This window comes from Terriglobia bacterium (assembly GCA_020072815.1).
GTDB lineage: Bacteria > Acidobacteriota > Terriglobia > Terriglobales > Acidobacteriaceae > Angelobacter.
Genome location: JAIQGE010000008.1, coordinates 94,471 through 107,748 on the forward strand (window position 1 = coordinate 94,471; position 13,278 = coordinate 107,748).

Below are 13,278 nucleotides of genomic sequence, written 5' to 3' on the forward strand. Positions count from 1 at the left end.
TCCCGTGGCCGCCGGCGGTTACTGCTTGTTGAAGGTAAACCCGCCGTGGGCGCCGGCACATGGGCCCGTGCCGGAGACGGTGAAACCGCCGCTGAACATCACGGCAGAACCGTCATTGGTTGTTCCCTGGAAGTCGAGGGTGTCACCGGTGTTGGTGAGCAGGGTCACGCCCGCCGCTTCGCCGCTCTGGTTAGCCGCTTGGACGGTTGCTGAAGTAAATCCACCACAGCCCGCGGTATTCGTAAAAGCTGAGGTCAGGGTGAGAGGAATGTTGCTGTTGGCCTGAGGCAAGCCCGGAGCGCCAAAAGTGAGAGTCGCGGCGACGGGGGCGCCGCCGGCGAAAAACGAGCCGGTGAAAGTCCCGCTCAGCAGGTTAAACATGGTGATGCGGCCGTGGTCGCCGTTCAAGCATCCGCCGGTGATGGTGTAGCTGGCGTTGCTCAGGGCGCCGTTGGAGCCCGCGACGGCGGTAATGGAAATCACTTGCCCGGCAATTGGCGTGCCGGTGATGGTCCAGCCACCACTGGAATCCCGCGTACCGGTAAAGGTGGCGCTGGAGCCGACAGGGATGCAGCTGGAGATCCGCGTGTCCGTAGAAGCGCCCAGGGTGGCCGTCATGTGCCCGGCAGGATCGGTTTGAATGCCGCCGGCCAGGTAGAGAACATTGGTCAGTGCGATGGCCGAGGTCCCGAAGAGGTCAACCATAGCATTCAATGGGGGAGGAGCATTAATGATTTGCGGGGGTTGGCTGCTACCACCGCAGGACACCAAAGAAAAGAGAGTAAGAAGACAGAAGCAGAACAGCGCAGATTTCTTCATTGCGGCTTCCTTTTTTGTGCGGCTTCACGATTAGTTTAGAAGCACTCAATCAGCATGTCAATCTAGGTTCGGCCCTTAAAAAGTATGGGAAAGTATGCTCTGTTGCTTATTTGTGTAACAGGGTGAGCTAAAGCCTGGATAGAGCGTCCACATTCTCTGCTTCGGCATGTTTTGCGGCGGGCGCTTTCGCGTGCGAAACAGGGGTCTGAATCCTTTTGCCCGGGGACGAATCCAAGAATGCAGGGTGAGAGTAGCCAAATTCCCTCAAATTCGCTAAAATAAAGCTCTTACAAACGAAAGGTCCAGAGGCCATGAAGGAAGCGATTCATCCCGCTTACAAAGAAGTCCACGTGCATTGCGCATGCGGCAACACGTTTAACACCCGCTCCACGCACAAAGGCGACATTAGCCTGGAAATCTGCTCCAACTGCCATCCGTTCTTTACCGGCAAGCAGAAGCTGCTGGACACCGCCGGACGCATCGAGCGCTTCCGCCGCAAATACGAAAAAGCCGGAGCACCCAAGAAATAAGTGCGCCAAAGTTCTTATGGGCCTCCGCTGTGGCGGAGGCTTTTACATTAGATGGAAAATCGCTCTCCATTGTTAACGGCACATTACGCAGAGAAAGCGTACGATTTTCTGCAAGGAATGAAGCTCCTGGCAGAGTACGATTTGGCCGTGCATCGGGCGAGCATTGGGCTCTTGGCAACGCATAGCGCGATAGCGCTCAACGACGCTATTCTTACGAGTGTTAGAGGTAAGAGCAGCAAGGCGGAGGACCATTCTGAAGCCGCTCGCGAACTGGAGAGAGTCTGCAGTGAACTGAAGATTGAAAAGAGGCATGGCGTCCGCCATTTGTCATCATTGTTGAAGAAGAAGAACCTTATCGCGTATGGTGACCAGCGGATCGAAGACAACGACGTGAAGTCAGCGATCGATCAAGCGGAGAGATTCGCGAACTGGGCCTATATTCATTTTAAGGAGGTGCTGGGTGCTAGAGAATCTTAGCCCGTCTCAGCGCGAAGGGCGCCTGAAGAACGCAGCCGCCGACTTCCTGCAGCACCGGCTGATTGTTCCAAAGATCTTTCTAGATGCAGCGTGGCCGAGTCACAGGCGCATTGATGTTCTCGCCGTTGACAGAGCCGGCGCTGGCGACATCCACGTTGCGGAAGCGAAAGCATCTGTACTTGCGATCTATGACGCGGTAGCAGACATGATGTCGCTGCCAGCTCATTACAAGTACGTTGTGATTTTTGCGGGCCCTGAATTGCGGATTGACGAATCACGCTTATACGCCACTGATGGAGTGGGGCGGGTTGGAGTCATTGCCGTCACCGAGCGTCCCGCAGACAAGAGTCTTCAGACCCATCTGGTGATAGCTCCCGAACGATTTCGTTTGGAAGACAAGTACTGGAAGGAGGTTGATGCTTTTTTGGCGTCCTCAGCGCCTGATGTCGAAATTCGGGACAGGTAGTCACTCGCGTCGCGTAACTCGGTCTGGTTCAGAAAAGCCAACCCCCTCACCCACCCGCCTTCCACCACGTCCTTCATGATGTAATAGACCCCTACGGGAGAAAACGTGAAACTTACTAGCATCGGCATTGCCATTCTTCTGTTGTCCGCGCTGTTTGCCTTCGGCCAGAGCCAGCCTCCGGGGCTGCCGCCCACCAAGCCCATGACCGACACTCCTTTCCCCCAGGGTCCGAAAGACCCGAAAACCGGGCAGATTGATTACCGCGCGCTGGTAGACCGCTATTTTGACGAGTACTACTTCAAGTTCAATCCCTCGTCGGGGACGCAAGCCGGCTTCCACCAGTATGACGCCAAGCTGGAGGACTACTCGCGCGCCGGACTGCAAAAGCAGATTTCCGTACTCAAGCAGTTCAAAGCCGAGTTCGAGGCGGTGGAGGCGAAGAAACTTCCCGCCGACGTCGCCGTGGACCACCACCTCATCCTGAACGACATCAACAGCCGCCTGCTGGCGCTGGAGAACATACGCTTCTGGGAGAAAAATCCTGACGTTTATTCCTCCGGCATCACCGGTTCCGTCTTCACCATCATGTCGCGGACGTTTGCGCCGCCGGAGGAGCGGCTGAAGTCGGTGATCGCCCGCGAAAAGCAGGTTCCGGCGGTCTTCCGGGCTGCGCGGCAAAACCTGAAGAACCCGCCGCCCATTTACGTTGACGTGGCGGTGGAGCAGATTCCCGGCCTGATCAGCTTTTTCCAGAAAGACGTGCCGGAAGCCTTCAAAGACGTGAAGGATGAAGCGCTGCTCAAAGAGTTCTCGGCGACGAACGCGCAGGTGATGGCCGAACTCAAGAGTTACGGCGAGTGGATGCAAAAAGAGCTGAAGCCGCAGGCCCATGGCGACTTCCGCATCGGCGCCGATAATTTCCGCAGGAAACTACTCTATGACGAAATGGTGGACATTCCGCTGCCCCGGCTGCTGGAAATCGGCATGGCCAACCTGCGGCTGAACCAGCAGGCGTTCAAGGACGCGGCCGCCAAGATCGATCCCAGCAAGACGCCGCAGCAGATTCTGGCCGAGTTGGAAAAAGACCATCCTGATCCTGACAAGCTGCTGCAAGCCTTCCGCGACACGCTGGGTGGGCTGAAAGATTTCCTGCAACAGCACCACATCGTAAAACTGCCGTCGGAAGTCCTGCCGATCGTGGAAGAGACGCCGCCCTTCGCCCGCGCATTGACCTTCGCTTCCATGGACACGCCGGGGCCGTTTGAGAAAGTCGCCAAAGAAGCGTTCTTCAACGTCACCCTGCCGGAGAAAACCTGGAACGCCAAGGAAGTGGAAGAACACATGGCCGGGTTCAATCGGGGCACCGTGATCTCCACAGCGGTGCATGAAGCCTATCCCGGCCACTACACGCAGTTTCTGTGGGTGCCGTACGCGCCGTCGAAAGTGCGCAAGCTCCTGGGCTGCAGCTCCAACGCGGAAGGCTGGGCGCACTATTCCGAACAGATGATGCTGGACGAAGGCTATGGCCGCACGCCCGGCACCGACCAGGACCACGACGTGGCGTTCCTCAAGCTGCGCCTGGGCCAGTTGCAGGACGCGCTGCTGCGCAACGCAAGGTTCATCGTGGGAATCCAAATGCACACGGGCAAGATGACCTTTGACCAAGGCGTGGAGTTCTTTGAAAAAGAAGGTTACCAATCGCACATGAACGGCCTGCGCGAAACCAAGCGCGGTACCGCCGACCCGACGTATCTTTATTACACGCTGGGCAAACTGGAGATCATGAAGCTGCGCGACGATTACAAGAAGAAGCTGGGCGACAAGTTCACGCTGGAAGGCTTCCATAGCGAATTTCTGAAACAAGGCTTCCCGCCGGTGAAGCTGGTGCGGAAGATCATGCTGGGGGATGATAGTCCGGTGCTCTAAGAAGCAGTCAGCAGTGGAGAGTGATCACGGTCACCGCATGACACCGCCAAGCAATGGATCATCAAAGAGGTCGGGCCCCAAAAGCGAAGCCTACGGGCTAAGAATCTAACCGACACCGGAATTGAGAAATATTTATGGATAACGATTCAGATTTTACCGTGAATACGGACGGCACCGTCCATGTAGACATCCAGCCCACCCAACCCGCTAAACCCACGCCGCCGGTGGCTTGCCACAAGGAGGAGCACCAAATACTGGATTTCCCATTTACTGCGACAGTCTGCGACGGCAACGACCAAGATAGCGGACACATTGAGGAAGATGAGGATGGAACTGAAAGAGATGCTGAAGTAAATGCGGACTAGACCTAGTCTCTTACGCTCACTCTCTGACGCATTCTGACCCTGTGCTTCCCTGCGACAATGCATGAAGAAGCGCACGTGAGGCGATGCCATGCTGGACACGCGTAAACTCACGCCATTGGGCAGTGTAGTTTAATGCTGAGTGCTGAATGCTGAGTGCTTGGTTTAGAATTTCCGCATCTTTACGAGTTCGCGTCGAGGACCCTCCCGATGAAAATGCGCGTTCGCAAGGCCGTGTTTCCCGCTGCCGGACTGGGCACGCGGTTTCTTCCCGCCACCAAAGCCCAGCCCAAGGAAATGCTGCCGCTGGTGGACAAGCCCATCATCCAGTACGGCGTGGAAGAAGCGCTGGCCGCGGGCTGCGACCAGATCATCATCATCACCGGCCGCGGTAAGACCGCCATTGAAGACCACTTTGACACCAGTTACGAACTGGAAAAAATGCTGGAAGAACGCGGCAAAACCGACCTGCTGGCCGTGGTGCGGCAGATTTCTGACATGATCCACGTGGCTTATGTCCGCCAGAGAGAAGCACTGGGGCTGGGACACGCCGTGCTGATGGCCCGCGAATTGGTGGGCGACGAGCCTTTCGCCGTCCTGCTGGCCGATGACGTGATTGACGCGCAAAAACCTGTCCTCAAGCAGATGATGGAAGTGTTTGATGAAACCCAGTCGTCAGTGATTGCCGCGATGGAGGTCAACGGTCCGGCTATTTCTTCTTACGGCGTGCTCGATGCGCAAAGGATTGACAGCAAGTTCGGCGGGCGGCTTTACGACGTGAAGCACCTGGTGGAAAAACCCAAGATGGAAGATGCTCCTTCCAATCTGGCGATTATCGGCCGCTACATTCTCACGCCCAAAATCTTTGAGACCCTGGAACACACTCCGCTGGGGGCGGGCGGCGAACTCCAGCTCACCGACGGCCTGCGCGGCCTGCTGCAAGCCGGCGAGAAAATCTTTGGCTACGCCTTTGAAGGCAAACGCCACGACACCGGCGACAAACTGGGCTTCCTGAAAGCCACCGTGGAGTTTGCCCTGAAACGCAAAGACATGGGCAAACAGTTTGCGGAGTACTTGAAGACGCTGGATCTGAACGGACGCTGAGCAATCAGCACTCAGCATTCAGCCATGAGGCGCTCTCGTGCTGCAGAGGCGGTTGGTCGGGGACTGACTGCTGAGTGCTGAGTGCTGACTGCTACTTTGTTTCTTCCACCAGCAATATCGGTATCCCGTCGCGCACCGGGTAGACGCGTCCACATCCGGTGCATTGCAGCGACCTCTCGTCCGCGGCCAGCGTGAGCGGCTTGCGGCATTCCGCCACGGGACAGGCCAGCAGGTCGAGGATGGCTTTGAGCATCATGCACTGATTCTAAACCGGCAATGAGTTTTACCACAGAGGACACAGAGGAGCACTGAGGTCTCTTTCTGAAATCTCGACCCTGGGCGAAAGCGAACGGGGAGAGATCCCTATGACCACCAAACAATCTCCCGGTCAACAGCTATCCCTCCGCGATCTTGGCGGACATAGGGATCCCTCACCCGCAAAACCCGCGGGTTCGGGACTTCGGAAGAAGCGCTCCTCTGTGTCCTCTGTGGTAAAAATCCGGGTTTGGCGGCGCTTCCAAAGCGGTTTACTATAGGCCTGAATCCCATATGAACACCACCACCACGGCCACCATCCTTGACGGCAATAAGATCGCCGCACAGATCAAAGCAGAAGCCACCGAAGCAGTGCAAAAGCTGATCGCCGCCGGGCGGCGTCCTGGGCTGGCGGTGATTCTGGCGGGACACAATCCGGCTTCTGAGATTTACGTCCGCAACAAGGTCAAGACCTGCCAGCAACTGGGGATGCTCAGCGAACATCTCACACCGCCGGACACCGTCACCACCGACGAGCTGCTGCAGATGGTCCACGAGCTCAACCAGCGTGACGAAATTGACGGCATCCTGGTCCAGCTTCCGCTGCCGCCGCAAGTTGACGCGAAGAAAGTTTTGCTGGCGGTCTCGCCCGAGAAAGACGTGGACGGATTTCATCCCATGAACGTGGGCAATCTTTCCACGCAGCGTCCTGGCCTCGTTCCCTGCACACCCGCGGGCGTGATTGAAATACTGCGGCGCAGCAATATCGCCATCGAAGGGCAGAACGCGGTGGTGATCGGACGCAGTGACATCGTCGGCAAGCCGGTGGCCATGCTGCTGCTCAACGCCAATGCTACGGTTACGGTCTGCCATTCCAAGACCAAAAACCTTCCCGCAGTCGCGCGCCAGGCGGACATCGTGGTAGCCGCGATTGGCCGCGCCGGATACGTCACCGAAGAGTTCATCAAGCCCGGCGCCACGGTGATTGACGTGGGCATCAACAAAATTACCGACCGCAAGGAATTCGACAAGTTCTTTTTGGGCGACGCCGCGCGTGAAAAGACCTTCACGGAAAAAGGCTCGGTCCTGGTGGGCGACGTTGACCCTCATGTCGTCCGCGTGGCGGGAGCGTTTACGCCCGTCCCTGGCGGCGTGGGGCCCATGACCATTGCCATGCTTATGGCCAACACTGTAAAAGCTTGCCAGATGCGCCGGGGCGCAAAGTAGATTCATGGTGCGCGTCGGCCTCACTGGCGGGATCGCCTGCGGCAAATCCACCGTGGGCAAGATGTTTTCTGAGATGAGCGCCCACATCATTGAGGCCGATTCCATCGCGCATGAGCTGTATCGTCCGGGCGAGCCGGTGTACCAGGAGCTGGTGGAGAAATTCGGCAAAGACATCCTGCGGCCGGACGCGGAGATTGACCGCGCGCGCCTGGCCTCGCTGGCGTTTGACGACGGGCGCGTCCAAGAGTTAAACCGGATTGTGCACCCCGCGGTGATCAAGCGGCAGGAGCAATGGATGTACCAGGTGGGCAAGAAAGATCCGTACGCCATCACCATGGTGGAAGCCGCGCTGATCATTGAAGCCGGCGCCAAAGGGCGCTTTGACAAGATCATTGTTGTGACCTGCAAGCCGGAACAAAAAGTTGTGCGTTACGCCCAGCGCGCCGGGATCCCGGAGTCCGCCGCGCGCGCCGAGGTGGAGCGCCGCAGCAAAGCCCAGTTGACGGACGCTGAAAAAGTCCGCCGCGCCGACTACGTGATTGACAACTCCGGGCCGATCGACCTGACTCGCCATCAGGTGGAACGCATTTACGCCGAACTGAAAGTCCTGGCCAAGCGCCTGTCTTTTGAACGATGACCCAATCGAAAGATGACCCTTTGAAAGGTGACCCCATGAAGTGGCTGCGTCCTGTTCTTCTCGCCATATTGTTTGTCGCTCTTTTCTACCTGCTCACCACGCGCCGTGACTCGCACCAGCTGCCCTCTTGGGTCACGCGTCCGGAGCACGTTGAGACCACGGCTTCGGCGGCGGCGCCCACGTTTGACGCCGAAGAGCAGCTCAACATCTCGGTGTACAAGAAAGCGTTGCCTTCGGTGGTGAACATCACGTCCACCGCCGTGGCGTTTGATTTTTTCTACGGCGCGGTGCCGCAGCAGGGCATGGGGTCCGGCTTTGTGATTGACGGCGACGGCCACATCCTGACCAACTACCACGTGATCGAAAACGCGCGCCAGGTGGAGGTCACCACCAGCGACAAGAAAAAGTACAAGGCAGAGATCATCGGCGCCGACCCGCCGCACGATCTGGCCATCATCCAGATTCCCGTGCGCACCGTCCCCCGGGCCGAGCTTGGCGATTCGCGCGACCTGGTGGTGGGGCAGAAAGTGTTCGCCATCGGCAACCCGTTTGGCCTGAACGGCACCATGACGCGCGGCATCATCAGCTCCATCCGCTCGGTGCGCGGCCAGCGCGGGTTCATTGATGAAGCCATACAGACTGACGCGGCCATCAACCCCGGCAACTCCGGCGGGCCGCTGCTGAACTCGCAAGGCAAAGTGATTGGCATCAATTCCATGATCCTCACCGGAGGCGTCGAGCAGAGCGCGGGCATCGGCTTTGCCATCCCCATCAACACCGCCAAGGCCGTGCTGGACGACTTGGTGCACGTGGGCCACGCGCGCTATCCCACGCTGGGCGTACGCACGATTCCGATTGGCCCTGACCTGGCCAGCGAGATGGGCCTGGCCTCGGACTCCGGACTGCTAATCGTGCAAGTGGTTGCGGGCAGCGCGGCGGAGCGTGGCGGCCTGAAGGGCGGCACGGAAAAAGCCTACCTGGGAAACCAGCCCATCACCCTGGGCGGCGACCTGATCGTGGCCATTGACGGCGAGGCCGTCTCCGACCAGCAGGAGCTTTCTCACTTCATGCAAAACCATCACGCCGGCGACCAAGTGACGGTGACCATCTATCGCGGAAAAAAGAAGATGGACGTAAAAGTGGTGCTGGCGGAGATGAAGAATGGGGCGGCGTAATTTCTGTCGCTGCACAAGAAGCGCCGAGGTTACTTAACGTTACCTTTGTACCCTTCAAGTAACGTTGTGTGTTTCACCCAGCGAGGTTATAAGTGTGGTCAAATGCCGCACAAATACCTCTTGAAAGAATTTGAGGAGTTCGCCAGATCGGCCACCAAACCCGAGCCGCTGATGGAGTACGTGTCGCGACGAATCCACCTGCACATTCCACGCTACAACTGGGTCGGATTCTACCTGAGCAACAAAGCTGATTCTGGCACGCTGGTGCTGGGGCCGCACGTCGGCAGCTTTACTCCCAACCCGAGAATTTCCTTTGATCAAGGCCTGTGTGGCTCGGCCGCTTCCACGCACTGGGTGGTGGTGGCAGACAATGTTGCCGACGACCCACGCTATCTCCAAGCATCAGACCTGGTGAAATCGCAGATCTCGGTGCCGATCGTGGTCGGCGGCATGGCAGTGGCGGTGTTCAACGTAGAAAGCTACTTCTTGGCCGCCTTTAGGCGTCCGGAAGAACGCGGTTTTGTGGAAGCCAGCGCCAAAATCATCGCGAAGTGCTTTGCCAGGACGGTGGCCAGCGATTTAGTGCAGGTGTGAATGGGGTATCGCGGAAGGGAAAGATGGTCGGGTTGCGTGTCTTTATGACATATAATCGTGTTATATTCGCTATACTGTGTTCAGAATTTGGCTACTCTGCGCAGGAGAGCATGATTCTCTACTGTAGGGGCATTTGCAAAACCAGTTTGCAAATACGTGGGTTTCGGTAGTAGAACTAATTAACTGCTCCGCGGAGCTCACTTTGCCCGATCCTTCACCATCTCCGCCACTCCGGCGCTTGTTGGTTTCTCGCGCCAAGCTACAGGTTGTGGCAGGTGCATGCCGAATTGTTCAGGTCTCCAGCTTCAGGACACGTCAAGACGGGGTCGTTCTTTCTGACTATGTCGCGAATCGTGCACCGTTGTTTTACAGGAGATTGGAACGCGTTATCGAAGACTTAAAAGCTGGTCTTTTCTTGTCAGCGTTCCGCGATACCCTCGCTAAGCTCCCGTCAGCAGAGTCATTTCAGGAATCGCACTTTGGTGAGATTCTAGCTGGGCTATTTGCCGAGGAAATTGGCGGGCTTAAAAGGATCTACAGCAAGCTATCCTTATTAACTGCCCAGAATGCCAACGCATTCAAAATGGACCTTCTGCTGTGCAATTCTGCAACCGTCCCAATTGAATTCGTCTTTGGAGAAGTCAAGTCCAGTGCAAAGTCTTTGTCTGACGGGCTTCCGGTTGGTCATGACAAATCTTGTTATGCGTCATTGTTTGACTCGTTCAACAAGTATGGAGAGGAGGATCTCGAATTTGATATTACCGCAGCTAGAGATAATCTCGAGATCCTCGACCCGGCAGAGGCACAACGAATCAAGACAGCCCTGTTGCCCTATGCAGACCGCCGTGTGAAATACGCTGGGTTTGTCGTGATTGATCAAGCGACTCACGCTGAAAATGAGGCTAACGTACTCGCGACCCGGCGAAACAAAAAGGAGTTCGATGTGGAACTCATCTGTATTGAGTCTTTAAAAAACACCATTGATGATGCTTATGCGAAGTTGAAAACGACTAGGAGCTAGATGTTTTCAATCGAAGAAATTCGGGGCGTGATGGCGTCTGCAAGCTTTCGAACTGACCTTGCCCTTGTTCAAGAAAGCCTTAGTAGATACCGGTTGGACGAGCAAGAGCATCTCTTTTCGCATTCTGCATTACCACGTCTCCGACAATTTGTGGAGTGCGTGCTTGCAAGTGCTCCTGATTGGAATCAGTTGGCACGCGAAGAAGTTTGTAAGGCTGCGGGAGAAGTTGCTGAAGCCTTGGCATTTCAGGCCGGCCTTGACAACAAAATGCGGTTTCGGGCGATCTTGCTTTATGAGCTAGCGGGACTGCCAGCCATTTCGCAATCAATCGCGTCGACCAATAACCTTCCTCGAGAAATCAAACCCTTTTTGTCGCGCACTCGAGGATTTGGCGTGCTATCTTCTGAATCACCACTGGTGCCCGCAGTACCCGGCTGCCACAGATCTTGCCCGTTTAGCAGAACTGGGTATGAGCTCAGATAGTTATTTCCTTACAGAGTATCTACAGGGTTTATCAAGTGAGTTCACGCCCGAGGCTTCGAAGGCCGTCTCAGAGGTCGCGAAGTTCTGGGACGTAGGCTACACCGCCACAGAAATGCGTGCCTTGAAGACGGCAATGGAAGGCAGGGCTCGTTCATCTACAAGGAAATCTGTCGATCCTGAGCTGTTCAAAGCCCTGCAACAAACCAAGTTCCCAGTTGAGCTTTGGCCAACCCAACTTGCGGCTCTGGAGGGCGGCATCCTAGATCAGAGTATTGAAAGTTGGGGGCTTGCAGCGCCTACCGGTACAGGAAAAACATTTTTAACTCAGCTGCTGATCATTAATACTCTCCAGATTCATCCCGCGAGCAAGGTTCTTTATATTGCGCCGAGTCGGGCCCTAGTCCACGAAGTGACAACTAATTTGGCTAGGTCACTTGAGCCATTCGCATTAGGAGTCCTCGCGGTCACTCCTCACCTCGTCGAGCTTGACGAGCAGGAAGCTTCTGAGGTTGATGAAGCATCTGTCCTTGTTCTCACGCCTGAAAAGGCGGACATGCTGCTCCGGCTTGGGTTGGAAGTATTTCAAGATCTAGCATTGGTAATTGTTGATGAGGCGCATCATCTGGAATCGAGCACCCGCGGAATCTTGTTGGAGATGTATTTGTGGCGTCTCAAGTCTCTGATAAGACCCGGTAGCCGCTTTGTCTTCTTGTCGGCTGTCACGCCAAATATTGCAGACATAACAAGATGGATCAGGCCTCGGGCCCAGAGCGTGGAGATCACGCGGCGACCGACGAGGATGCGAGCCGGAATCTACCGAATTGATTCCGGCGGAAAGAGCAAAGTAGGTGTCATTGAATATACGGATGGCATCAGGTTACCAGTTGTAGCTTCTCCTGAGACTGGTGTAAGACGACAGTTGATTCAGTTGGCAGCTGCGGTGAGGAAAGCAGGCCCAGTACTTGTCGTCGCCAAGGGAAAAGGAGAGTGCGAGATTCTCGCGGATGCTGCTTTGAATTGGCTGAAGGAAAACAATATTCTCAAGCAAAATGAGCCTTCAGAAACTCTCGAACGCCTGGATTCGAGGCTCGAAAGGGAGATGTATCCCGACGTACTGCTTCGGTCGTTGGTGGCCAACCGAATTGCTTATCATCACGCGGGCTTGCCACCACGTGTTCGGCTTTCGCTTGAAACCGCGATCAGGGAAAACCTCATCGATTTCGTGTTTGCCACTACAACTCTCGCCGAAGGTGTTAATTTCCCATTTGCGACAGTTATCGTTCAGTCTCTTGCGCTGCGAGAGGCCCCTCAACGCGGCAGGGCGGGAAGATACCATCCTGTGACCCCGCGCGTATTCTGGAATTTAGCGGGGCGCGCGGGGCGTCCAGGGCATGATCGCGAAGGGCAAGTTTTGATGTTCGAACCTAGCATTGGATTCGACAAAATCAAATATGTCTTGGGCGACTATTTCAATGATGAGCTCACGGTAGCGCAGCCTGTCCGAAGCGCACTCGCCGACAGCATTGAAGAAATTGTCAACGAGGTGCGGACCGGCGTTCTGAACTTGGAGGAACTTGCGTCTCCTGCATTATCAGAACAGGTATCAAGACGTGTTCAAGGGGCGGTGAACTTGATAAGAGTCAGCCTATTGCATGCGCGAGCTTCAAAGCTCATCAATTCCTACGAAGAGATTCTGGATGGCACATTTGCAAGGGCGGCTGCGCTCCACAGTTTTCGTTCGGAAAGCGACAAGACGTAGCAGTGTTGCGTCTCTACGCCGGGGCTTCTTGAGTTGTCCTGAAAGCAGGCGAAGAGCCCAGGTTCATGCAACGCAGCCGGGGGCGGCTGCGGTCCACAGCTGCCAATGGAAAACCACAAGATGTGGGGATGGTCTAAGGTGTGCCATCCCCATATTTTGTGTTTACGACGATTTTGGGTTGTTGCCGGGCGCGTTTTTGATTGCAGTTTTGGCCCTTCTATGGTATTATAAGTCATTTTATTGCAATAGCTTAGAGGTATATGTGTATCCCCGAACGTCGCCGGGGATGGAGGGCAGGTTTTGAGGGGATATCGCCGGGGATGTTTGGGGTTAAGTCCTTATTTTCCGGGGATGAAGGGTGCCCCCGGAGGGGGCACATCGCCGTAATCGCACGTGATCGCCGACATCGCGCGTGATCGGAAGAGCGAACCCGAAATTGACCG

General features: G+C 56.0%; 15 protein-coding genes. 13 read left to right on the forward strand and 2 right to left on the reverse strand.

Annotated features, from left to right (window positions below; genetic code table 11):
• Positions 1-18 precede the first annotated feature (18 nt).
• On the reverse strand, positions 19-705 hold the full coding sequence (locus tag LAO20_12020) for a hypothetical protein (protein MBZ5532149.1): 687 nt from the start codon (positions 703-705) through the stop codon (positions 19-21).
• A 425-nt stretch (positions 706-1,130) separates the two neighbouring features.
• Here LAO20_12020 and rpmE point away from each other — a divergent pair, with 425 nt between their 5' ends.
• The 6 genes from rpmE to galU all read left to right on the forward strand — a co-directional run bounded on the left by rpmE (position 1,131) and on the right by galU (position 5,684).
• The gene (gene rpmE / locus LAO20_12025) at positions 1,131-1,349 is read left to right on the forward strand and encodes a 50S ribosomal protein L31 (GenBank protein MBZ5532150.1); all 219 of its coding nucleotides are present in this window, start codon (positions 1,131-1,133) and stop codon (positions 1,347-1,349) included.
• 51 nt (positions 1,350-1,400) lie between these two features.
• The gene (locus tag LAO20_12030) at positions 1,401-1,826 is read left to right on the forward strand and encodes a hypothetical protein (protein MBZ5532151.1); all 426 of its coding nucleotides are present in this window, start codon (positions 1,401-1,403) and stop codon (positions 1,824-1,826) included.
• The gene (locus LAO20_12035; protein MBZ5532152.1) at positions 1,810-2,292 is read left to right on the forward strand and encodes a hypothetical protein; all 483 of its coding nucleotides are present in this window, start codon (positions 1,810-1,812) and stop codon (positions 2,290-2,292) included. Before LAO20_12030 ends, LAO20_12035 begins: the two co-directional genes overlap by 17 nt.
• A 201-nt stretch (positions 2,293-2,493) precedes the next feature.
• Positions 2,494-4,218, forward strand: a complete 1,725-nt coding sequence (locus LAO20_12040) for a DUF885 domain-containing protein (GenBank protein ID MBZ5532153.1) — start codon at positions 2,494-2,496, stop codon at positions 4,216-4,218.
• Between the two features lie 134 nt (positions 4,219-4,352).
• Positions 4,353-4,583 (forward strand): hypothetical protein, encoded by a 231-nt coding sequence (locus LAO20_12045; protein ID MBZ5532154.1) that lies wholly within the window; start codon positions 4,353-4,355, stop codon positions 4,581-4,583.
• A 207-nt stretch (positions 4,584-4,790) separates the two neighbouring features.
• A complete protein-coding gene (galU, locus tag LAO20_12050; protein ID MBZ5532155.1) occupies positions 4,791-5,684 on the forward strand; it encodes a UTP--glucose-1-phosphate uridylyltransferase GalU in 894 nt (297 codons plus the stop codon).
• Positions 5,685-5,775: 91 nt separating this feature from the next.
• Here galU and LAO20_12055 read toward each other — a convergent pair whose 3' ends face one another.
• The gene (locus tag LAO20_12055) at positions 5,776-5,940 is read right to left on the reverse strand and encodes a Trm112 family protein (GenBank protein MBZ5532156.1); all 165 of its coding nucleotides are present in this window, start codon (positions 5,938-5,940) and stop codon (positions 5,776-5,778) included.
• Between the two features lie 293 nt (positions 5,941-6,233).
• On the opposite strand from LAO20_12055, the gene folD reads away from it, so the two are divergent.
• From folD to LAO20_12090, 7 genes are all read left to right on the forward strand, one after another.
• Positions 6,234-7,166, forward strand: coding sequence for a bifunctional methylenetetrahydrofolate dehydrogenase/methenyltetrahydrofolate cyclohydrolase FolD (gene folD / locus LAO20_12060; protein ID MBZ5532157.1), 933 nt, complete (start codon positions 6,234-6,236; stop codon positions 7,164-7,166).
• A gap of 4 nt (positions 7,167-7,170) precedes the next feature.
• A complete protein-coding gene (coaE, locus tag LAO20_12065; protein ID MBZ5532158.1) occupies positions 7,171-7,803 on the forward strand; it encodes a dephospho-CoA kinase in 633 nt (210 codons plus the stop codon).
• Positions 7,804-7,838: 35 nt separating this feature from the next.
• Positions 7,839-8,978, forward strand: coding sequence for a trypsin-like peptidase domain-containing protein (locus LAO20_12070; GenBank protein ID MBZ5532159.1), 1,140 nt, complete (start codon positions 7,839-7,841; stop codon positions 8,976-8,978).
• A 102-nt stretch (positions 8,979-9,080) separates the two neighbouring features.
• Entirely contained in the window at positions 9,081-9,572 is a 492-nt protein-coding gene (locus tag LAO20_12075; protein MBZ5532160.1) for a GAF domain-containing protein, read from the forward strand.
• 202 nt (positions 9,573-9,774) lie between these two features.
• Entirely contained in the window at positions 9,775-10,593 is an 819-nt protein-coding gene (locus LAO20_12080) for a DUF1837 domain-containing protein (GenBank protein MBZ5532161.1), read from the forward strand.
• Entirely contained in the window at positions 10,594-11,076 is a 483-nt protein-coding gene (locus LAO20_12085; protein MBZ5532162.1) for a hypothetical protein, read from the forward strand.
• Positions 11,063-12,835, forward strand: a complete 1,773-nt coding sequence (locus tag LAO20_12090; protein ID MBZ5532163.1) for a DEAD/DEAH box helicase — start codon at positions 11,063-11,065, stop codon at positions 12,833-12,835. Before LAO20_12085 ends, LAO20_12090 begins: the two co-directional genes overlap by 14 nt.
• The last annotated feature ends 443 nt before the right edge of the window (positions 12,836-13,278 follow it).